Annotated in this window: 15 protein-coding genes and 1 riboswitch; of the genes, 3 read left to right on the top strand and 12 right to left on the bottom strand. The window is 51.1% G+C overall.

The genetic code is table 11. From position 1 onward, the window contains the following. The first annotated feature begins 118 nt into the window (after nucleotides 1-118). Both LOS79_RS25760 and LOS79_RS25755 read left to right on the top strand, forming a co-directional pair. The gene (locus tag LOS79_RS25760) at nucleotides 119-784 is read left to right on the top strand and encodes a phosphotransferase enzyme family protein (RefSeq protein ID WP_315413404.1); all 666 of its coding nucleotides are present in this window, start codon (nucleotides 119-121) and stop codon (nucleotides 782-784) included. Between the two features lie 413 nt (nucleotides 785-1197). Next, the gene (locus LOS79_RS25755) at nucleotides 1198-2232 is read left to right on the top strand and encodes an S-layer homology domain-containing protein (protein ID WP_315413403.1); all 1035 of its coding nucleotides are present in this window, start codon (nucleotides 1198-1200) and stop codon (nucleotides 2230-2232) included. 151 nt (nucleotides 2233-2383) lie between these two features. Here the strand turns inward: LOS79_RS25755 and LOS79_RS25750 are convergent, their stop codons facing one another. From LOS79_RS25750 to LOS79_RS25710, 9 genes are all read right to left on the bottom strand, one after another. Next, on the bottom strand, nucleotides 2384-3346 hold the full coding sequence (locus tag LOS79_RS25750; RefSeq protein ID WP_315413402.1) for a copper amine oxidase N-terminal domain-containing protein: 963 nt from the start codon (nucleotides 3344-3346) through the stop codon (nucleotides 2384-2386). A gap of 78 nt (nucleotides 3347-3424) precedes the next feature. Then, nucleotides 3425-3937 carry a GNAT family N-acetyltransferase gene (locus tag LOS79_RS25745; RefSeq protein ID WP_315413401.1) on the bottom strand — a complete coding sequence of 171 codons (513 nt, stop codon included), beginning with the start codon at nucleotides 3935-3937 and terminating at the stop codon, nucleotides 3425-3427. Between the two features lie 71 nt (nucleotides 3938-4008). After that, nucleotides 4009-4830 (bottom strand): methyl-accepting chemotaxis protein, encoded by an 822-nt coding sequence (locus LOS79_RS25740; protein WP_315413400.1) that lies wholly within the window; start codon nucleotides 4828-4830, stop codon nucleotides 4009-4011. Between the two features lie 210 nt (nucleotides 4831-5040). Continuing rightward, nucleotides 5041-6699 (bottom strand): extracellular solute-binding protein, encoded by a 1659-nt coding sequence (locus LOS79_RS25735; RefSeq protein ID WP_315413398.1) that lies wholly within the window; start codon nucleotides 6697-6699, stop codon nucleotides 5041-5043. A 58-nt stretch (nucleotides 6700-6757) separates the two neighbouring features. Next, nucleotides 6758-7627 carry a carbohydrate ABC transporter permease gene (locus LOS79_RS25730; protein ID WP_315413397.1) on the bottom strand — a complete coding sequence of 290 codons (870 nt, stop codon included), beginning with the start codon at nucleotides 7625-7627 and terminating at the stop codon, nucleotides 6758-6760. A 12-nt stretch (nucleotides 7628-7639) separates the two neighbouring features. Continuing rightward, nucleotides 7640-8605, bottom strand: coding sequence for an ABC transporter permease (locus LOS79_RS25725; protein WP_315413396.1), 966 nt, complete (start codon nucleotides 8603-8605; stop codon nucleotides 7640-7642). Nucleotides 8606-8809: 204 nt separating this feature from the next. Continuing rightward, nucleotides 8810-10312, bottom strand: a complete 1503-nt coding sequence (locus LOS79_RS25720; protein WP_315413394.1) for a response regulator — start codon at nucleotides 10310-10312, stop codon at nucleotides 8810-8812. Then, nucleotides 10309-12117: a cache domain-containing sensor histidine kinase gene (locus LOS79_RS25715; RefSeq protein ID WP_315413392.1), complete on the bottom strand. Its 1809-nt coding sequence runs from the start codon at nucleotides 12115-12117 to the stop codon at nucleotides 10309-10311. Before LOS79_RS25715 ends, LOS79_RS25720 begins: the two co-directional genes overlap by 4 nt. Before the next feature lie 163 nt (nucleotides 12118-12280). Next, nucleotides 12281-13666, bottom strand: a complete 1386-nt coding sequence (locus LOS79_RS25710) for an amino acid permease (RefSeq protein ID WP_315413390.1) — start codon at nucleotides 13664-13666, stop codon at nucleotides 12281-12283. A 163-nt stretch (nucleotides 13667-13829) separates the two neighbouring features. After that, a riboswitch (glycine riboswitch) is annotated at nucleotides 13830-13909 on the bottom strand. A gap of 306 nt (nucleotides 13910-14215) precedes the next feature. On the opposite strand from LOS79_RS25710, the gene LOS79_RS25705 reads away from it, so the two are divergent. Next, nucleotides 14216-18025: a glycoside hydrolase family 9 protein gene (locus LOS79_RS25705; RefSeq protein ID WP_315413388.1), complete on the top strand. Its 3810-nt coding sequence runs from the start codon at nucleotides 14216-14218 to the stop codon at nucleotides 18023-18025. Nucleotides 18026-18119: 94 nt separating this feature from the next. On the opposite strand, the gene araA is transcribed toward LOS79_RS25705, so the two are convergent. Genes araA through LOS79_RS25690 form a run of 3 tightly spaced genes read right to left on the bottom strand, consistent with a single transcriptional unit; the run spans nucleotide 18120 to nucleotide 21908 of the window. Continuing rightward, nucleotides 18120-19544: an L-arabinose isomerase gene (gene araA, locus LOS79_RS25700; RefSeq protein ID WP_315413386.1), complete on the bottom strand. Its 1425-nt coding sequence runs from the start codon at nucleotides 19542-19544 to the stop codon at nucleotides 18120-18122. Nucleotides 19545-19595: 51 nt separating this feature from the next. After that, the gene (locus tag LOS79_RS25695; RefSeq protein ID WP_315413385.1) at nucleotides 19596-20291 is read right to left on the bottom strand and encodes an L-ribulose-5-phosphate 4-epimerase; all 696 of its coding nucleotides are present in this window, start codon (nucleotides 20289-20291) and stop codon (nucleotides 19596-19598) included. A 3-nt stretch (nucleotides 20292-20294) separates the two neighbouring features. Further along, entirely contained in the window at nucleotides 20295-21908 is a 1614-nt protein-coding gene (locus LOS79_RS25690; protein WP_315413383.1) for a xylulokinase, read from the bottom strand. Nucleotides 21909-22123: the final 215 nt, after the last annotated feature.

The following is a 22123-nucleotide window of genomic DNA, read 5'->3' as shown; positions in this document are numbered from 1 at the left end:
TTCTTTTTTTCGAATTCTGCTAACTTTAATTATAACTAAGCTCTCTCTATACGCCTCCTCCCGGCTGATGAAATAATGGATAACAGATGAACAAGTCTGGTGAAGGAGATTATAGCAGATGGAACTGGATTATCTTATTCGTGAACTGAACCGGTCCTACCCGTTACGTATAGAACATATCAAGCTGCACCGGGAGATGATCGGCTCGGTATATTTTGCTGAGGGCGGCGGAAACCGGTATATGCTTAAAATCTACCGCAGCTTCAAAACAGCTGATGCCCTGCAATCCGTGCGTATTCTGGAATATCTGCAGGCAAATAGTTATCCCGCAGCATCGGTTCTCCGGACAGTCCGGGGGGAGAGTCATCTGCTCCTTGACCACCACGGTGAATGGTGTCCGGCAGTGCTATACAACTATATCGGGGGAGATACGCCGGATGGAGTAGCCGAAGCGGCGCGTATCGGACAACAGACCGGTGAGCTGCATAAGCTTATGCAGCGCTATCCGGATCAGCTTATCCAGCGGCCCCGAACCGAATACATCGATGACTATCTCTCAATTATGCGTGAACTGGATAGTGATCCGGGACAAATCCTTGATCTTGAACACTACGGTCATGAATTATGGGGCCGCATCTCGCCTCTTCCCAGACACTTTTGTCATGGGGATCTGCATACCGGCAATATGATCCGAAACCGCCGAGGCGAGTATGTCCTGTTTGATTTCCATGAACTGGCGGGAGCTTTGTCTGAAGAAGCGCACGAACCCTACCCCTTAATATAAAAGAAAATCCTATCCCAACTGCAGTTGCTGCGGAGAAGCCCCCTGATTCATCCGCCTTCCGGGGCAATAACCGGGTAACTTTTTATGAAATCCTGCACAGAATACAACATTTCGTTCAGTAGATCGGCCAAAAGCCGGGATTGTTGTATAAACTGCAGGATTTTTCCTATTCCAAGCAGCTCTTCCGGAGGATTATTGTATTTAGTACAACAATCCTCCGGAACACCTGAATATCTATGAACCAAAGTTGCAAAAGGTACAACATTTAAGTCTAATCGGATTCTGAAGCGCACTCTATATAGTTAATTTTTGATCATACCGAAATTGAGGCTGCGGCTGCTGTAACCTTTTTAGCAGATGGACCGTCTATGTACACAAATAAACACACAAACTACTCTATGAGGTGAGTTCAAATGAATAAATCATTCAAAATCATTACAATGTCCGCCACTGCTCTCCTTGCACTCAGCTTCGCCGGGCAACAAATGGCATCGGCTGCAGCCTTCAAGGATCTGAACAATGTACAGGATAAGGAGAAGATTATCGCTCTGCAAAATAGCGGCCTGATTAAAGGGGTCAGCGAGGACCGGTTCGCTCCATATCTCAGTATCTCCGCAGCAGAAGGTGTACAGCTGATCGTGAATGCATTCGGGCTGAACCTGGATACGATCCGGTTCGTGAAGGCGCCGCTTGCCACCGATTATTTCAAGAATGCCAATGATTCTGCATGGTATGCCCAGGCGCTGATTATCGCCGGAGTTCATGGGCTGGATCTGCCCGCCGACCTGAAGCCCGGTGAGAAGCTGACCCGCGAGCAATTCACCTACCAGGTTATTGATGCGATGGAAGCAAAGGGCCAGCTGCCGATGATTAAACCGGTGGTAGTGGAATATAAGGATCAGGATCAGGTTAAAGTGGAGTATTCCGGGTCACTCCAGCGCGCTTTAAGCTATGGTGTACTGAAGCTGGATGCGAACGGGAAGCTTAACCCGAAACAGGAGATCACCCGTGCTGAAGCAGCCGTCGCCATCAGCAATGCACTCTCCTACCTTAAGGCACATCAGGCACCGGAGACTGCTGCCGGAGAGGTGCTTACAGCAGAAGAAGCCGTTCAGTTCATTAAGGATGCTGCCGGACCGGAAGCCGGCCTGCAGATCAAGATCGCTCCGGCCGGCAGCATGACCCGTGAGTCCTTCACCTACCTGCTGATTCATACACTCCAGACCAGCGGCCAGCTGCCGATGATCAAGCTGAATCCGGTAGATATTGCAGACGATGACCAGATCGATATTCTTCATTCAGGTGCTATTCAGACAGCAATTGCCCTCAAGATCACCGCTCTGGATGGGGACGGAAACTTCAAGCCGCAGGACGGAATTACCCGCAATGACGCAGCTGCTATGGTAACCCGTGTACATGAAATTCTTGACGCGAAGACTAACCAGTAATCCTCCCGCCTGGCCCCTTCTGCTGTATATGCAGGAGGGGCTTTTGCTGTAATCTCTCAGCAAAAGCCCCTCCAAATTTTTAATAATCTCCCGCTTCTCTAACACCTGCTATAACAGTGTCACATGCTTTCTGGAATGTTATCTAGTATCATTATTCCACAGTAAGTCCCGTTGTCTGCAGATCTTCAATACTGAGGTACATCAAGCCTTTGTACTTCTTAACGCGGATATCACTCAGAACGAAGTCTCCTTCTTTGGCTTTCTTATATTCATCCGTCAGGACGATCGTAACTCTGATGAAATCCATTCCGGCATACTTGCCGATCGCTATCGTATCAGGCTGACTGCTGCCCAGGCTATTCACACCTTCAATCTCTGATAACATAGATAAGGAAATCCAGCCCTCACTCATCAGCGGCGGCAGCTGCTCATTATTTCCGGCAGCAATGACATAATTCTCGTCAAAATAATCCGGATACCCCTTATAGCCGGGATCTTTGGCCTGTTCTGCTGTAGGCTTTACTCCAACAATACGCACCTTGGGGAAATTATCTACAGAATTCTTAATAGCCGCAATCTCCGCTAATTCCCGCAGCTCTTCCGATTCCGGGCTATACGCAAGTGAGACAGTGCCATCCGCATTAAATGAAACATAAGCCCCATCAATGGTATAAGCTGCGCCTTTGAAAGACGGACTGTTGATCTGAATTACATTTACATTCGCCGAGAAATATACGGCATTGCCTGTCGCTTCGCCTACAATCCGTACCGGAATTAATGTGGTGCCGTTTTGCGAAAAAGGTGCCGCTTGCAGGCTTTTCTTCACTCCATTCACATAAGCCGTCTTGCTGCCGATCGTGAAGGAGATTTTCAGCCCGTTTTTTGTGCCGGTTACCTGCTTCAGCTTAGCATTATATTCAATGTTCATCTTCAGCTTCTCAAACAATTCCCGGAAAGGCACGAACGATACATTGTTCTTAGTTACAGCTCTTGATTGAAGCGGCTCCCCGTCCACGAAAATATGGGCTCCTTTCTCCGCGGCCGAGACAGGAAGAGCACCCAGACTAAACACCATAATCAATACGATACATACCATCGACAACCTTTTCAACATCAACGCCCCCAATTAGTTCCATATTCAACCATCTTTAATACTGGGCTAATTGGAAAAGGTTTCAATCCCGCAGAATTATTATTCCGCCCCTAGCATCAGCACCATATGATCCTCATCCAGATAACGTTCACCCAGCTTCATCGCCCTTGGCTCAGTACCGTAGCAGATGAACCCCAGCGATTCGTAGAGTCTCTTCGCCGGCAGATTGGTTGAGGTTACGGTCAGATTAAGCTGCTCGAGTCCCGGCATATCCTTCGCGCGGGCAATCAGCTCCAGCATAAGCAGGCGCCCTACCGCCTGCTTACGGACAGCCGGATCCACGTAGACGGAATACACATTGGCTTTGTGATCAATCTTGGCCCGGCTCTCCCGGAACAGCGTGACCATTCCCACCAGCTTATCATCCGAATCAAACGCTCCCAGGGTGAAATGATGCTCCGCTGGCGCAAGCCTGATTCGTGTATTAGCTATCGATAGCTTCGCTTCCGATTCATAGGAGCTGAGATAGACATCGGGATGCTGCTGCAGCGCCTGCAGCCGAAGCTCACGGTACAGCTCTGCATCGGCGGATGTCAGCGTTCTGATGTTCATACTTTTGCCTCCTTTCTATGACACAACAGAGTCAACCCAATATACGTACAAGCATATCCCCCCGCTCCAGTCTACAGCTTCTGCGCATACCTGTTAAGCTGCTCGGACATCGCCCGGATCTCCTCAACGAAGCTGGAGATTTCCTGCGTTGAAGCGGCCTGCTCCTGGCCGACTGAGGCGATTTGGTCTATCGACTGGCCAATCTGTTTCATCGCCAGCTGAATCTGCTCCAGCGTATCACGGATCCGCAGCGCGGATAACTCCGTTTCTCTGGAGAATTTGCGGATTTCCTTCGCAACTACATCAAACCCACGGCCCTTATCTCCGGCGTGGGCAGCCTCAATGGCGGCATTAATCCCCAGCAGATTCGTCTGATCCGCAACCTTCCGCAGGACGGACAGCACCTCATCGCTTCTCTGGACACTTTCAGCGGCAGCCTGGGATTGAAGCAGCAGCTTCTGCGAGAAGCCGGCCAGCAGATTAGAGCCATCCGCCACATGGGCGATGCGCTCATTCGCCTGGTTCAGGGAAGTGGAGATTTGACCCGCGATCTCCCGCAGCTCCGTCTGTCTGCGCACCTGGATACAGATTGCCCCGCTGACAGCTCCATCTTCACTGTGCACCGGCAGTACGGTTCCGACGAATTCATAACCGTAATATTCCTTAGGCACGTTCGAGACGGCGGATTCATCATTTTGCAGCGCATGATACAACGGCTCTTCCGGCTGAATTACCTGCCCGGCCTGGATCCCCAGATCAATGAACTCCCCGGGGAAATAGGCAATGAACTTCTCCAGGTCACAGACAGCGATAGATATATCGTATGGAAACGCAGCTTTGAGAATCGGGGCCAGCTGTACTATATCTTCAAGGGAACGAATCACATTCTTCATAGATAGCGAAATCTCCTTTATACGTCACTTGATAGAATTACTTCACTGAAGTTTCGACATATTCCAGCAGGTTCCCTTTAAAATTTAATATTTAAAATTCGCCTCTATAAATGAGGCGTACTTAAGAGCCTATAGAACCTATAGAAATACCTCTTCACAGTAAAGCAGCCGCCAGGACATTTTCCCTGACGGCTGCTTCATTATATTAAGTTAGTTGGCCTGATATGCTGAACGCTGCTGTTCATAGATATCGTAGAAATCGCTCCAGATCAGCACATTATCCTTTTCTTTATTCCACCATTCCTCATACCAGCTTACAATTTCAGCACCGCCGCCGGTTTGCCACTGCTTCTCAGCATCCGCTGCCGCCTGCTCAATGGTGTAATTAGTTCCGCCAAGGATCGCTCTGGTATAGATATCATGGACAGCAGCTGTCACATTGCTGAATTTAACCTGCAGCTCCTTCGGCAGCTGCGGCATATGCTCGGAGTGCGTCAAGCCTTCGCCCACCGGCAGATCGGTCATATACGTATCCACCGCTTCCTTGAACAGGCGCAGGGCTTCTTTCTGGGCAGGAATGGTTTCATCGAATTGGGTCTCCGCATATCCGTATTTGCCTTCTTCCAGACGGCTGTATACCATAGCGAAATCACTGGCCCAGCTTACTTCATTTTTGTACTTCTCCTGATCCAGAATAACGGGCCTGCCGTCAGCCTCAAGCTTGAAATGCTCGCCTTCGATACCATAACGGAAGGTGCGTCCGATTTCCGGCTTAACCAGGAAATCTATATACTCCATAACAGCTTCCGGGTTTTTGGCCCGGGCATTCACCACAGCTGTCATCTGGACCGGATTGTTCCAGACGGTAGTGAATTGTCCGGCAGAGGTCTTCGGAAGCGGCAGGATCTTCAGTTTGGATTCCGGGACATTTTTCATCAGTGTATCCAGCTCGCGGGAAGCGAAGCCCATATAATCATTCGTCATGAAGGCATAGATTCCGATCTTGCCGTTCAGGAAGTCCTGCTTTGACTTGGACCCGTCTTTATCACTCAGGAAGTCCTTGTCTACGACACCGGCTTCATACAGTGCCCGCTTGAACTCTGCTTCTTTCTTCAGACGCTCCGGCCCGACTTCAATTCCGCCATCCTCACCGAGATTCACCCAGTTGGCATTGAAGATATACCGGAACAGCCCGGCATTATCCCCGAACTCAAAGCCGCCGATGCCGTAAGTATCGTCAACCCCATTGCCGTCCGGGTCCTGCTCTGTGAAGGCTTTGGCCACTGCCAGGAACTCCTCCTCCGTTGCCGGCATGTCCAGCCCCAGCTTATTCAGCCAGTCCTCCCGGATAAATACGCTTACAAGCGGATACACCTCATTCATACGGCCGACTTCATACAGCTTGCCGTCTGACTTGATGCCAGCCTGCTTCAGCTGCGGATATTTCTCCATCAGCGCCTTATACTCCACACTATGCTGCTCAATCAGATCATCTAGCGGCAGCAGCTGCTTCTGGTCGAACATCTGGTTACGGATGCTTGTGCCGAACTCGAAGATCAGATCCGGCGCACTGCCCGAGGCCAGAAGCACATTCAGCTTGGACTGGGATTCCCAGCGCGGAATAGCCACAAACTTCACGTCTGCCGGACCATTCTCGTTAATCCACTTGGTCCACATGTTGTCTTCGATCGTCCCCATCCCGCTCGGCACGGACCCCCGGTCGTAGATGGTAGAAGAAATGCTGCCGCGCGCCTTGGTATCCCCGCCTTCTGCGGCCGGCTCCTTGTTGTCACTTGAGCATCCGGCAAGCAGACTTCCTCCCAACCCTGCAATCAACATCATTTTAGGCAGCTTATTCAATAAACTCATGATGAAAACCCCTCTTTCTTTAAGATTTAAGATAAGGATATGGATAAAGTTCGGCCGGTTAACCTTTGATTGAGCCGAGCATAACACCCTTCACGAAATACTTCTGGAGCAGCGGGTACACCGCCAGAATCGGAACAATCATGACGATAACTGCGGCGGACCGCACGCCTTCCGGTGTCATATTAGCCAGCATGGTAGGATCGGCGAAATCCTGAATCATCGTCGTCGATTTAATCATGTTCTGCACCAGCACCGTCATATTGTACTTGGCCGTATCGTTGATATAGATCATGACACTCATGAATGCATTCCAGTATCCGACTCCATAGAACAAGGCCAGGGTAGCCAGCATCGGCTTGGAGAGCGGAAGTACGATCCGTACCAGGATACCCAGCTCGCCGCATCCGTCAATCTTGGCTGCTTCATCCACCTCACCCGGCAGCTGTTCGAAGGCCGAACGCATCAGCAGCATATTGTAGGTGCTGACCAGACCCGGAAGCCATAAGGCTGCATAGCTGTTCACCAGGCCCAGATTCTGCACGACCAGATAGGTCGGGATCAGCCCGCCGTTAAAAATCATCGTAAACACCATGGCCATCGTAAAGAAGCGGCGGCTGTAAAACTGTCTTCTTGATAAGGGGTAGGCGGCCATAATGGTAACCAGCATGCTTAGTCCTGTTCCTACCAGCGTAATCTGTACGCTATTCCAGAAGGAACGCATAATCGGCGTGCCTGTAAATAAGCTTTTGAATGATGAGAGACTGAATTCTACCGGCCACAGAGTAACCCGGCCGCTGACTACCGCCTCCGCTCCGCTGAGTGATAAGGCGACCACGTTCAGCAGCGGCAGGATACAGCTCATTGCAATAACCGCCAGCAGCACGTAATTGAAGAAGTAGAAAACCTTCTCGCTTCTGCTATCCCGCATTGATGTTCCTCCTTACCATAGTCCTTCTCCAAATTTGCGGGCGATATAGTTGGCAGTGAACACCAGGATAAACGCCACTAATGATTCGAACAGCCCCATCGCTGTCGTTAAGCTGAACTGTGCACCTTGCAGGCCTATACGGTATATGTAGGTGCTGATTACATCGGCAATCTGGTTTACGTTGGAATTCTGCAGCATGAATACCTGATCGAAGCCGACCTCCATCACCCGGCCCATCGACAGGATCATCAGCAGGATAATTGTGGGGCGGATACCCGGCAGCGTAATATGCCAGATCTGGCGCATTTTACTCGCTCCGTCCATCCCCGCTGCTTCATACAGGCTGGGATCAATAGCAGACAGGGCCGCCAGAAAAATAATGGCATTGAAGCCCATGTCCTTCCATATTCCCGAGCCGATGAAGATCACAACCCAGGAGAACTTCTCATACAGGAAGGGGTACGCATCACCCGCAATACTTTCCACAATCCGGTTAACCATCCCGTTCTCCATCGCAAAGGCTGTCGTAACCAGCATGGCAATAATGACCCAGGACAAGAAATGCGGCATATATACAATGGTCTGAACCGTCCGTTTAAACGCCATGCTGCGCACTTCATTAAGCATGATGGCCAGAATAATCGGAATCGGAAACCCTATAAGCAGACTCAGTATACTGAGCATCAGGGTATTGCGGATAATCTCCAGCGTCCGGGGATCCTGAAACAGCACTTCAAAGTAATGAAAGCCTACCCATGGGCTGTTCAGAATGCCGTCGTAGAAATTGTAATCCTTAAAGGCAATCACTAAACCGCCAATCGGAGCATAGCGGAAAATGAGATAAAACAGCAGGACAGGCAGAAACATAATCATCAAAGGCAGGTTGGTTTTGAAACGCCTCCACTTGGGCCCGCCTGTTCTGTGCACAGCTTCCGGACCGTCCGGATTTGCGGCTGCAGCCGCATTCATAATCTCCATATCGTACTCCTCTCCACGTCATGCTTCTCTTTGTTTATTGGTTATACTTAGATTGTACAGACCGCAGAGGGAGGGAACATTCAAAATCCTACGATTTTTTGTTGATATTCTACACAAAGTAACTCTGCCCAACTAAATGGAAACGGGCTGAACCCGCAGCGCCCGGGAGGGCGCCGAAAGATTCAGCCCGGATAATTTCGGAACTTATTCATAGCGCCTGCGGAACTCCCGCGGCGATTCGCCGGTCAGCTGCTTAAACACAACGGTGAAATAGCTGGAATTATCGAAACCGACACGCTCCGCAATTTCCGTCATCCTCAGCCTGGTGTGCTGCAGCAATAACTTCGCTTCCTCAATCCGCAGCTGGCTGACATAATTCGTAAGACCGGTGCCTGTCTCTTTCTTGAACAGATTGCTGAGATAATTCGGCGTTACATGAACATATGCTGCAATTGTCTGCAAGGAGCAGTCATCCTGATAGTGGGCTTCAATATATTGCTTGGCCTGAACTACCACATTATCCTGCTGCCGTCCCAGCCACTGCCTGAAGATATCCAGGAATTCCGTACTTCTGCCTTGTGCCCAGGACAACAGCTCCGGGACAGACCTCATCTCCAGGATGCGTGCAGGACTCAGCCCCTCACTGGCAGCAGCCGCATTCAGATGCTTGAAATCGGTCAGCAGAATACTTGCGAACACCGTAACCAGCGTATAAATCTTCGTCTTGCAGGACTGAAGCCCAAGCGGTGCCGCGGTCTCAAGATATTCCGTCAGCCGCTGCTCCGCCGCCGCCAGATTGCTGGTTACGAGCAGGGACAGCAGCTCCTCCTTGAGCGGCAGGAAGCCGTCGACTGCGGATACTTCGCTTGCCCTGCCGTCCGCAAGACCTTCACGGGCTTCATTGTATTGCTCCGCCAGCTGCTCAAACCGCTCCACTGTACCAATCACCAGCCATCCTGTCGCCAGCCCGATGTAGCGGTGTACGGCTTCCTGCACAGCCCTGCGGTATTCTGCACCCGCAGACCCCGGCTCCAGCAGGAAGGCGAATGCTTCAGTCCGCAAAGGGAAATAGATCCCTTCTGCCTGATGCACCTGCAGCAGCTCCTGCAGGATATTGGTCACCGCATAATGGAGCAGGCTGATATCGCCCGGCGTATAGTTTTTCTCCGGCAGATTATAGCTGTGAACCTGCAGGATGCAGATCTCCGCATTCTGCCATTTCTGCTCCCATTCCTCCCTGAGCGTCCGTTCACAGGGCAGTCCGAACAACGCTGCCCGGAACAGCTCAGTCTGCCTCTCCTGCTTCATGACCCGCACTTCCAGCTGCTTCAGCCGCAGCTCTTCATACGATTTGCGCAGCACATGATACGCTTCATCCAGCGAGAACGGCTTCAGCAGAAATTCCACCGCCCCATAGCGCAGGGCGCGCTGGGCATATTCGAAATCCCGGTACCCGGTCAGAATAATCACCCTGATCTCCGGGTAGGCCCGGGACAGCCACTCCATCAGCTGCAGCCCGTCCATCGCCGGCATATTAATATCTGTTATAATCAGGTCCGGCTTGTACAGCTCCACCGCCTGCATCGCCTCTTCCCCGTCAGACGCCTCACCGACCACTTCCCAGCCAAGCTGATTACTGCTGATCAATTGCACGAGGCCTTCACGGAACCAGATTTCATCATCCACCACAAGCAGTTTACCAATCATATATCCTCACTCTCCAGCAGCCGGTAAGGCAGCTTCACCCGCACCAGCGTACCTGCGCCGGGCTCCGATTCGAATTCTACTCCGTAAGGATCGCCATAAGCTAACTCAATCCGCCGGATAACACTCCCTGTTCCGATCCGGCTGCGCTTATCGTTCACCGGCTCCTGCGGCGGATGCAGAATCAGCCCGAGGGTCTCCTCCGTCATCCCGCTGCCGTTGTCGCTGATCTCCAGCACCATGGACAAGCCCGGGCCTTCCCCCTCCGGCTGAAGGGAACCGGTAATCCGCAGCCGGCGGCCGGTCTTCTTGTTGCGGAAGGCATGCACGAACGCATTCTCCACGATCGGCTGAATCAGCAGCCGGAATACACGGGCATCCAGCATCTCCTCAGGAATATCGATTTCAGCCGTAAGTGAATCCGGATACCGTGCCTTCTGAATCTCCAGATAGTTATGAATCTGCTTGATCTCATCACGCAGAGTAGTCATTTGCTGGACCGGCTCCAGCGAATATTGCAGCATTTCGGACAGGCTGGTAATCAGGCGGGCTGATTTCTCATCGCCCAGCATATAGAATTTCCAGAAGAACATCCCCAGTGTGTTGTATAGGAAATGCGGATTCAGTTGGGCCTGGATCGCCTTTAACTCAGCTTCTTTTTCATTGATTGTCCGTTCATACATTTCATAGATCAGCGTCTCGATATGCGCGGTCATATTGTTGAAGCTCTCGCCCAGATAACCCAGCTCATCCTTGCTGCGGATCTCGATCCGGGTATCAAACCGTCCTTCACGCACATGCTTCATTCCCCGCACGAGGCTGCCCATCGGACGCAGCAGAATCCGGCTGATCACGGTAATAATGATCCCGAGAAAGACAAGGCTCGCGAAGGCCGAAGCAACCGCGACCTGAAGAATAACCTTGCTCTGGCTCTGGATCTGCGTCAGTGACACCTTGCTTACCAGAGTGAACCCGACCTTCTCCGACTGCTGTCTTGTATACATATAGGATTCGCCCTGCTCCTCACGGACCAGAATTCCCTCCGCAGGCATATCCGCCAGTACGGGCGTCCTCTGGCCTTCCATGCTGTTCAGTGAATACAGCAGCCTGCCCTCTTCGTCGAACAGGTAGGCTTCGGCATTCTCATGGATACGCAGGTCCTTCAGATGCGATTCAAACAGCGACGTGTTGAACAAAATAAGCATCCGGCCATAGGTATCCAGTTCAATGGAGCGCATCAGCCGGCCGGCCAGCACCACATTATCCCTGTCCTGCTGCTGGAAGTCCTTCTTATCCGGCCGGCTCCAGACATATTCCCCGCCGGTTGCCTCCAGTCTCGTAAGCATTTCGTTCAGATAATCATTCTCCAGATTATGAAACTGGCCGGAGAATGAGCCGAGGTTCAGAATATTATCCTTCAAATCGTAGATCCGGATCGCGAAGATCTCCGGTGCATCCAGACGGACCTGATACATCTCCTTGTCGAGCATTTGTTCAACCTTCATCCGCTCGAAGGAGCCCGACTTCACATTCTGATCCAGGATTGCTTCGCTAACCGAAGGATTCAGGGTAATGTAATCTGTAATCCGGTACATGTCGTTGACTCTGGAATCCAGCTGGGCCAGAATCTGTTCTGTTGTCATGTAATACTGGCGGCTGATCTCTTTGTTGAACAGGGACAGATGAATACGGTACGTAATCAGACCTGTAATAACAGAAATCAGGATATTGGCCGCCGCCAGGGCGATAATCAGCTTGGTGCTGAATTTGAATATTTTTTTAAAGGGACGCCGTCTGCTGTTATTCATCTCTTGTCCTCCGGCTCTAACCGTATACCCGGTTATTCCCCTATATACTGAACGATTGCTCCGGCAGGCGTCAACCCGCCTTTGTCAGGAGGCCAAATAAACCACCCCGGTGTACGGAGTGGTTCGGCGGCTGAATGCTTATGTGGACAGGCTATGATGAACTTCAGCTATGGCTCACCGGAATCTCTTGAATTTCCTGTGTCTCCTTAACCTTCCGGCTTCTAACCGAGTAGAGGATGAACAAGAGAATGAACCACAGCGGAGTGAACAGCAGTGCCGGACGCGTCTCCTCTGCAATCAGCATAATGACGAGAATGGCGGCAAACAGCGTTAAGACGGCATAGTTGATGAACGGTGTAAACGGTGCCTTGAACTTGGAGGCAGCATGCAGATCCCCGCGGTTCTTCTTATATTTGATATGACAGACGAGCACTACACCCCAGACCCAGATGAAGCAGATGGCGCTGATTGTGGTAACGATGCCGAAGGCCTGGCCCGGGATGAGCTTGCTGAGCAGCGCCCCCGCAGAAATCACCAGCGTAGACAGGAACAGCGAGTTGGCCGGCACATGATTGTTGTTCAGCTTGCCAAGCCGGGCCGATGCCTGGTCTCTTCTGCTCAGATTATACAGAATCCGGCTGGTCGAGAACATCCCGCTGTTGCAGGCGGACGCCGCCGAGGTCAGCACGACGAAATTGATGATCCCGGCAGCTACCGGAATGCCGACCAGGGTGAAGGTGCGCACAAACGGGCTTTCCGCCGGGCTAAGCTGGGTCCACGGATTAACGCACAGCAATACGAAGAGCGCGCCTACATAGAAGAAGAGAATCCGCAGCGGGATCTTGTTGATCGCTGACGGGATATTTTTCTCCGGGTCCGCCGTTTCTGCCGCCGATACCCCGACAAGCTCCACCCCGACATAAGCAAACACAACCATCTGGAAGGAAAAGAGGAAGCCTTTGACCCCGTTCGGGAACACGCCGCCATGCTCCCACAGATTACGGACCGTTACTGAGCCAGCATCGGTCTTGAATCCGATCACCAGCAGAATGATCCCAAGGCCGATCAGGGCCAGGATGGTGATAACCTTAATTAAGGCAAACCAGAACTCGAGCTCGCCGAAGCTTTTGACAGTTAACAGGTTAAGTCCTAATAGGATTACTAGGCAGATCACAGCCGGTATCCACTGCGGGATATCGAACCAGTATTGTACATAGACGCCCACCGCAATGACATCGGCCATCGCCGTCATAATCCAGCAGAACCAGTAGGTCCAGCCGGTAATGAATGCAGCCCGGGGACCCAGATAATCCTCAGCAATGTCTGTAAAAGACTGATAGCCCGCCTTGGAGAGCAGCAGCTCCCCCAGCGCCCGCATTACAAAAAACACCGCGATCCCCACGATTAAATAGGTGAGCATAATGGACGGGCCGGCCTGCTGGATCGCCTTCCCCGAGCCCAGGAATAATCCTGTTCCTATCGTGCCGCCAATAGCAATGAGCTGTACATGCCTGTTGGCCAGGTCTCTCTTTAATTCTGTCTGTGCCATGCTTACTCCCCCTTAATGTGTGTAACACATAATAACCCCGAAACATGCAGATTCTTAACAACACAAAAAAGAGATCGGATGTCATCCAATCTCCAGGTTCATAAGAATATCCAAATAAGCTACCTGCCCCTGCCGTTATTCTGCAGCATGACAAATACAAATCCAGTACTCTTCTGTCCTTTTGCCTGAGATTGTGAACCCTTCGGCGCTGCGGAACTCCGCAGTCTCTCCAGAAGCTGCTCCTGCTATAGTGTGATCCATAGCAATCATAGCTTGTGTTGTGTATTAAACTGGTGAAGCGTTAATGCATTCTAATATTCTAACATATTACTTCTTGTGTGAGTATTGCAGCTGTGAAAAAAGTCTCAAGTTATCCTGCTGCTGGAACTTTAGAAATTCTTAAAATATCCATAAAGCACTCAAGCAATACGTAAAATATGGAAAAAGTACATGAAAATACATCTAATTATGCCTGTATTTTTTTTAGAATACTCTTGATAGTATGATATAAACCAAATGAAAGGGGTTACATTCTTGCGGACAAAAACAATGAATCGCACCAAAAAAGCTTCGGCCGTTTTGTTAACTTTTGCCATTGCTTCATCGATGCTGGCATCTCCATCGCTGATTTACGCGGAGCAGACTGCCGAAGTCAATTATCTCCCTCCGGGAGGCGAGAATTGGAACAAGCTGCTTGATATTAATATTAAAGATAGCGGCTGGGGTTACGGCAATACGGTTACCCAGGAAGTATATCAGGAGCAAGCGGCCCGTAAGATCGAAACTAACGACTGGTGGGCCGATCAGCTGGTAGTTAACGGCTGGCAGTCCTTTGATTTCAGCGCGTATGCGAATGGAGCCTTGGAGTTCGACATTGCCGGCAGTCAAGGCGGAGAGAACTTCAGGATTGGCTTCCGCGATGTCGTTCATGAAAGACCTGACGGCAATGGCGGCTTCTACAAGGACAATGATGTGCCGGAGGAGACCAATATTGATGCTCTGGTGGAGGTTGGCGCCTATACGGAGGTGACAACCGAGTGGCAGCATGTATCTATTCCGTTAAATGACATTTTCAGCAGAGATCCCCTCTTTGATGCAAGCAAGATCCAGTTATTGAAAATCACCGGTGATAATGCGCCCATCACCTTTTGGATTTCGAATATTAAAGTGACTTCTCCTGACACAGAGAGAAGCTATGCACCGATCAAGTTCAATCAGGTGGGCTACCTGGGTTATGGTGAGAAATACGCAAATGTAAGCGGATACTATAATGAGTTGCCAGCAGTTGCCGGCACACCTTTCCAGGTCAGAAAGGTCTCGGATAACAGTATTGCTTATGAGGGGACGCTTTCCCTTGTAGCCGCTTATGATGAGTTGTCCGGCGAAAAGGTGCTGAAGGCCGATTTCTCGGCGTTAACTGAGAACGGCGGCTATTATATTACAGTTGACGGGGTGGATGTTCCTTCCGCTGCGTTCACCATTGGCGCAGATGTATACGACAGCCTTCTGACAGACGTTCAGAAGTTCTTCTATTACCAGAGGGCCAACGTTGATCTGCTTCCTGAGCATGCAGGTGAATTTGCCCGCACCGGCCTGCACAAGATTGATGCCAATCTTCCGCTGCAGTCCAATCCGGCAATCACCAAGGATGTGTCCGGCGGCTGGTGGGATGCGGGGGATACCGGTAAATATGTAACTGCGGCTGCAACTGCAGTTTCCGATCTGCTATGGGCCTACGAGAACTATCCGCAAGAATTCTCCGACAGCCAGTTGAATATCCCGGAGAGCGGGAACGGCATTCCGGATTTGCTTGATGAAATCAAAGTTGAAACCGATTTCTTTTTGAAAATGCAGGATCCGGCATCCGGCGGTTTCTATGCCTATGTAATCCGCGAGCCTGAACCAAAGCGTTTCATTATGGACGGTACAGGCGGAACGAGTATTATTCCAACCGCCCAAACGGCTACAACGGCAGGTGCACTGGCCCATGCTTATAATGTCTTCAAGAATGTGCCCGGCTTAGAAGAATACGCCGATAGCCTGCTGGATTCCGCCGTGAGAGCCTGGGACTATCTGGAGCTGCATCCGGAATTTATCGCCCAGCCGGACGGGCCTTACAATGACAATGAAGATCTGAATGACCGGTTCTATGCGGCGGCTGCCCTGTATAGAGCTACAGGTGAGGCGCGGTACAACGATTTCGTGCTGGCCAACTATGCAGCATTCGAAACGAAATTTATGGCGACCGATTTCTCGCATGGGATCGGCAGCCTGGAATTGATCGGCTTTTATCATTATCTGAGCTCCGCTGCTCCAAATGAAGAAATTACAGCCTGGTTCGTACCCAAATACAAGGAATGGAGAGCTGCGGTTATTGATACCGCTACCAATCAGGCTGTATGGCGTAATTCTACGAACAAGGGATTCTACTGGGGAGCTAATTCCAATGTTGCCGGCGTAGCCGTCAGTCTGGATATCGGCAGCCGGATTATCGGTGAGCACGATGAACGCAACATTCAGGTTGCCAGCGGCAACTTGAATTACCTGCTGGGTGTTAATCCTCTGCAGCTCAGCTTTATTACGGGGTATGGCGAGAACCGTGTACACATTACCCACCATGAGATTTACATGCGAGACTTCATTACAGAAATGCCTAACGGTTATATGCCGGGAGGTCCGAACAATACCGGGAAGTTCAATTTCCCGGCCAAAGCATACAATCAGGCTACAGTTGACTGGGAGAGCAATGAGCAGGCACTGAATTATAATTCACCATTAACTTATTTGACCGCCATGCTATCCGATGTGCAGAATCAGACTTTCTCCGAAAGCATACAACTGGAGGGCAGCACAAGCGGAAAACTGTCCGTCGGCCAGTCTGACAAGATAACTGCATCTGTAAAACCGGATAACACCACCTTCAAAAGACTGCAGGCTGCTTCCGCTGACCCGGGCATCGCTACAGTCAGCAATGTCACTTACTCTGCGGCCACAGGCTTGACTGAATTCACTGTGACAGCCGTTAAGACAGGCCAGACCGTGATTCATGTCCGTTCCCTTGACGGCAGAATTGAGAGCACCTATTCATTAGATGTGATTGCCGGTAATATTACGCCTGATCCGGAGCCGGAACAGCCGAAGCCTGGGCAACCGGAGCCTGAGCCCGAGCAGCCGAAGCCTGGACAGCCCGACCCTGTGCAGACCGATTCGCTGGCAAGCACGACAATAGCGAAAACCGCACCGGGAACGGCAACCGGCGTAGTCTCTCTCTCACAAGAGGTTCTAAAGGCCGCGGCCAGCAAAGCTGCAGAGGGTAAAATCACGATTCCGGTTGAAACGGCAAGCGGCCAGACGGCCGTCAGTATAGAAATACCTGGTGACTGGATTCGCACACTGGATACGGCTGCCGTCCAGTCCGTCTCCCTTGAAGTGCTTGGCTCCGCCATTGAACTGGATCAGACCTATCTGAAGAACCTGTTCAAGGATGGTGCAAAAAAGCTCTCCATCAGCATTTCTATCGGTACTGCAGAAGGACTTCCGGATGCAGTGCGTGCCTTGGTCAAAGATCAGCCGGTATATGATTTGAAGATGAGTGTAGATACTGCTCCTGCAGTATGGTCCGGGCAGCAGGTGACGGTAAAGCTTCCGTATAAGCTGCAAGCCGGAGAGCATGCAAGCCAGGTTGTCGTCTACAACGTGGACAATGGTCTGGAGATTGCCATGAATGGCTTGTATGATGCACAGTCAGAGAAAATGGTGTTCCAGCCGGAGCATTTCAGTAAATATTCTGTGGTATACGCAGACGTTAGCTTCAAGGATATTGACACTCTGCCGGCAGCAGCAGGCAATGCCATCCGGGCAATTGCAGCCCGGGGTGTAATTGCCGGTAAGGGGTCAGGACAATACGATCCGCAGGGCAAGCTGACCCGAGCGGAATTCGTACAGATGCTGGCGAAGTTCCTGGATCTTCCAGGCTCTGCTGCCTTCAGTAAGTTTACCGATGTCAAAGAAGGCACATGGTATTATAGCGCCGTTGCTTCCGCCGAGAAGCTTGGCATTGTGCTCGGCAGAAGTGAGAGCACCTTCGGTCCCCTTGATCTTCTGACCCGCCAGGAGATGGCCGTTCTACTGCATCGTGCTCTTCTTATCAGCGGCCATACTCTGCAGCAGAATCAGCTGCCTGTATCAGCCTTCAGCGATCAAACAGCCATCTCTGCCTATGCACAGCAGCCTGTTGCGGCACTTAAGCAGGCCGGAATCGTCAGCGCGGATCTGAACGGAAGCTACGGCCCGCGGACTCAAGCAGACCGGGCAGAAGCAGCAGCGATCCTCTACAACTTCCTGCTTTCCAGCCAGTGATGAAGTTTATAACGTTATAATGTAATAAAGGCGGGCAGCCCCGGTTAACGGGCTGCCCGCCTTTCAATTCCAATGACCGCTGATCATCGGGTAATTACTTAATAATTACATAATCCAAGCCAACCAGCTTAGCGTAGGATACGATCTGGTCTGTAGTCAGGTTCAGGGAAACTACGGTGTGGTGGCCTCCGCCATTCTCAATCCAGGCTTTAACCCCATCCTGGAAGTTAGGCTTCACCTGCCACATTACGCGTGCCACTGGAAGGTTAGGAGCCGGAACCGTAGGCTCGAAGGCTGTTACTTCATTGATCAGCAGCTTGTAGTGTGTACCGAAGTCAGCCATGGAGACAACCACACCTTCGCCGGCCTTGCCGTCAAATACGAGACGGGCAGGATCTTCACGGTCGCCGATACCCAGCGGAGATACAAGGACCTTAGGCTTGTTGCTGGCCAGGCTTGGATCTACCTCAAGCATGTGGGACTGCAGAATAGCCTCTTGGCCTGCAGCCATTTCATAGGTGTAATCTTCCATGAATCCGGTATTCACGTTGTGGGCCATTACCTTCAGCAAGCGGTCAAGCGCCGCTGTCTTCCAGTCGCCTTCGCCGGCGAAGCCGTAGCCCTCTGCCATCAGACGCTGAACTGCAAGACCCGGAAGCTGCTTCATGCCGTGCAGATCTTCGAAGTTTGAAGTGAAGGCATTATAGCCGCCATTATCCAGGAAACGCTTAAGGGCAATTTCATAGCTGGCCTGAACCTTAACGCTGGCTTCCCATGCTTCCTTGTCATATGAGCCATAATCAAAGTCGTACTGTTCCGCATATTCTGCGAACAGTGCAGCGGTCTCTTCTTCTGTAACCTCGTTTACATAAGCAACCAGGTCGCCGATGCCGAAGTAATCGACAGTCCAGCCGAACTGAATCTGGGCTTCTACCTTATCGCCTTCAGTTACACCAACGTTACGCATATTGTCGCCGAAACGGGCTACTTTGATGTTGAAGCTTTCGTTATAAGCTACTGCCACGTCCATCCATTCTGCAATTTGCTTCTGGACTTCAGCACGTTCCCAGTATCCTACAACAACTTTGTTCTGTTTCTTCAGGCGGGCATTGATGAAGCCATATTCACGGTCGCCATGGGCAGCCTGGTTCAGGTTCATGAAGTCCATATCCAGCGTTGCCCAAGGAATGCTCTCATTATATTGCGTAGCCAGGTGCAGCAATGGCTTTTGCAGCAGCTTGGTGCCGCGGATCCACATTTTTGCCGGGGAGAAGGTGTGCATCCAGGTAATTACACCCGCTACCTCATCACGATAGTTGACTTCCTTCATGATCGAAGTGATTTTATCTGCGCTGACAGCAAGGTCCTGCAGGACAATCGGGTAAGGCAGAACACCGCTGTTATTCAGGGCGTCCGTCATTTCCTGTGCATGTGCCTTAACTTCACCGAGGGCTTCTTCTCCATACAGATGCTGTGATCCTACAACAAACCAGAACTGCTTGGCACTTACTGTTGACATAATATTCATCCTCTTCTCTTGGAATTAATAATTATATGATGGGGATTCACTTTATTTCTGGCCGTAATACGCGCCTGCACCATGCTTGCGCAGATAGTGCTTATCGAGAATCCGCTGCGGCAGCTCTTCCGCGAAATGGTTCAGCTCACGGGCAAACAGGTTCATCTTGGACACTTCCTCCAGCACAACACTGTTCATGACTGCAGCATGGGCATCCTTGCCCCAGGTGAACGGCGCATGGCCCTTCAGCAGAACACCGGGAACCGCCATAATATCAATTCCGCGCTGCTCGAAGGTCTCAATAATTACATGCCCGGTCTCAGCTTCATAACCACGGTCAATCTCCTCTTGTGTCAGGAACCGGGTACAAGGTACCGCGCCATAGAAGGTGTCGGCATGCGTTGTGCCCATTACCGGAACATCCAGCCCGGCCTGCGCCCAGATGGTTGCCCAGGTCGAATGGGTGTGCACAATCCCGCCGATCTCGGAATAATGCTTATACAGTACAGCGTGAGTCGGTGTATCGGAGGATGGTCTCATCTCTCCTTCAACCACATTGCCGTCAAAATCGACAACGACCATATCGCTCGGCTTCATCTTGTCATAGCTGACGCCGCTCGGCTTGATTACGAACAGGCCGCTTGCACGGTCAACCGCACTCACATTGCCCCAGGTATATTTCACGAGCCCATGCTTAGGCAGATCCAGATTCGCCTCGAATACCTCTTCTTTCAGTTGCTCTAACATGTATTAATTCCTCCCGTTCTCTACCAGATGATCTACCGCAGCCTGCTCAATCGCCAGACCTTCCGTATACCGCTGCATGAACCGCTCAAATCCGGCAACATCGGCCGCATCCGGATGGATTACTTGTCCTTCCACATCCTTGAATACCTTGTGATCCAGGAAGTCGTCGAGACGCTCCTGCTGCTCTTTGTTCTGCATGTAGGCAGCAAGAATCGCCATGCCCCATGCGCCGCCTTCGCCGGCTGTTGCCATTACAGAGATTGGCACATTCATGGATGCCGCCACAATTTTCTGGCCGACCACAGGAGTCTTGAACAACCCGCCGTGCGCCAGAATGCTGTCAATGGAGACATTCTCCTTCTTCGTCAGGATGTCCATTCCAATCTTCAGCGCACCGAAGGCGCTGAACAGATGAGTCCGCATGAAGTTAGCCAGATTGAAACGGCTCTCCGGTGAACGGACGAAGAGCGGACGGCCTTTCTCAATACCGGTAATATTCTCCCCGGAGAAGTAGCCGTAGCTGAGCAGACCACCGCCGTCGGCATCTGCTTCCAGCGCCTTGTTGAACAGTACGCTGAACAGCTGGCCGGAATCGGCCTTGATGCCCATCGCCTCTGCAAACTCACGGAAGAGGCCCACCCACGCATTAATATCACTGGAGCAGTTATTGGCATGGACCATTCCTACCGGACTGCCATCCGGAGTCGTTACCATATCAATCTCCGGATATACCGTGCTGAGATCCTTCTCCAGGACGATCATGGCGAACACTGAAGTGCCGACCGAGATATTACCGGTCCGTTTGCGGACACTGTTCGTAGCGACCATCCCTGTTCCGGCATCACCCTCCGGAGGACAAAGCGGAATGCCTGCCTGCAGCTCACCTGACGCATCCAGCAGTCTTGCACCGGCTTCGGTCAGTACCCCTGCCTGCTCGCCTGCATGATAAATCTTAGGCAGAATATCATTCAGCTTCCAAGGATAGCCCTTGGCTGCATTCAGTTCATCGAATTGCCCGGCCATCGCTGCATGGTAATCCTGCGTACGCTCATCAATCGGGAACATCCCCGAGGCATCGCCTATTCCGATCGCCTTGCTGCCGGTCAGCAGCCAGTGGATGTACCCGGACAGCGTCGTTACGTAATCAATGCCTGGCACATGCTCTTCTCCGTTCAGGATTGCCTGGTACAGGTGGGCAATGCTCCACCGTTCAGGAATGTTGAACTGGAATTTATCCGTCAATTCTTTTGCCGCAGCACCGGTTGTTGCATTACGCCAGGTCCGGAACGGAACCAGCAGCTCACCCTTGCTGTCAAAAGCCATATACCCGTGCATCATAGCCGAGAAGCCGATCGAACCAACCTTAGTCAGCTTAAGCTCATACTTCCGCTCAACTTCCTGCTTCATTTCCTGATATGCGGTCTGCAGACCCTTAAGGATGTCTGTCAGATGATACGTCCAGTACCCGTCCAGAAGCAGGTTCTCCCACTCATAACTTCCGGTAGCGATCGTCTCGAAACGCTGATCAATCAATATTGCCTTAATACGTGTGGACCCAAATTCGATACCCAGTGAAGTTTCTCCATTAAGTATCGCCTGCTTGATGTTCTGATCCATGCTCACGGTACTCCTCTCTGACCAAACGGTTATAAATTCATAATAGAAAGAAGGCGCTTCCTTTATTAACAGACTTAGTATATTTTTTGTTCGTACATTTGTCAACACAATATATAAGATATACATACAAATTATCAGGATTCCCCGTTATTTTTTTCTTTATACCTTTATCCTGCTGGAAAAGTAGATTATAATAGGTCAATATCCGCATTATA

It is taken from the genome of Paenibacillus sp. MMS20-IR301 (assembly GCF_032302195.1).
Lineage (GTDB): Bacteria > Bacillota > Bacilli > Paenibacillales > Paenibacillaceae > Paenibacillus_AQ.
The sequence above is the reverse complement of the archived record's forward strand: the minus strand, read 5'-3'. Positions and strand labels throughout refer to the sequence as shown.

Coding starts and splice junctions, on each gene's coding strand:
- LOS79_RS25725 (WP_315413396.1), bottom strand. CDS start 8,605: ATGGAGATTATGAATGCGGCTGCAGCCGCAAATCCGGACGGTCCGGAA.
- LOS79_RS25705 (WP_315413388.1), top strand. CDS start 14,216: ATGAATCGCACCAAAAAAGCTTCGGCCGTTTTGTTAACTTTTGCCATT.
- LOS79_RS25750 (WP_315413402.1), bottom strand. CDS start 3,346: ATGTTGAAAAGGTTGTCGATGGTATGTATCGTATTGATTATGGTGTTT.
- LOS79_RS25730 (WP_315413397.1), bottom strand. CDS start 7,627: ATGCGGGATAGCAGAAGCGAGAAGGTTTTCTACTTCTTCAATTACGTG.
- LOS79_RS25755 (WP_315413403.1), top strand. CDS start 1,198: ATGAATAAATCATTCAAAATCATTACAATGTCCGCCACTGCTCTCCTT.
- LOS79_RS25740 (WP_315413400.1), bottom strand. CDS start 4,830: ATGAAGAATGTGATTCGTTCCCTTGAAGATATAGTACAGCTGGCCCCG.
- araA (WP_315413386.1), bottom strand. CDS start 19,544: ATGTCAACAGTAAGTGCCAAGCAGTTCTGGTTTGTTGTAGGATCACAG.
- LOS79_RS25695 (WP_315413385.1), bottom strand. CDS start 20,291: ATGTTAGAGCAACTGAAAGAAGAGGTATTCGAGGCGAATCTGGATCTG.
- LOS79_RS25760 (WP_315413404.1), top strand. CDS start 119: ATGGAACTGGATTATCTTATTCGTGAACTGAACCGGTCCTACCCGTTA.
- LOS79_RS25715 (WP_315413392.1), bottom strand. CDS start 12,117: ATGAATAACAGCAGACGGCGTCCCTTTAAAAAAATATTCAAATTCAGC.
- LOS79_RS25690 (WP_315413383.1), bottom strand. CDS start 21,908: ATGGATCAGAACATCAAGCAGGCGATACTTAATGGAGAAACTTCACTG.
- LOS79_RS25710 (WP_315413390.1), bottom strand. CDS start 13,666: ATGGCACAGACAGAATTAAAGAGAGACCTGGCCAACAGGCATGTACAG.
- LOS79_RS25735 (WP_315413398.1), bottom strand. CDS start 6,699: ATGAGTTTATTGAATAAGCTGCCTAAAATGATGTTGATTGCAGGGTTG.
- LOS79_RS25720 (WP_315413394.1), bottom strand. CDS start 10,312: ATGATTGGTAAACTGCTTGTGGTGGATGATGAAATCTGGTTCCGTGAA.
- LOS79_RS25745 (WP_315413401.1), bottom strand. CDS start 3,937: ATGAACATCAGAACGCTGACATCCGCCGATGCAGAGCTGTACCGTGAG.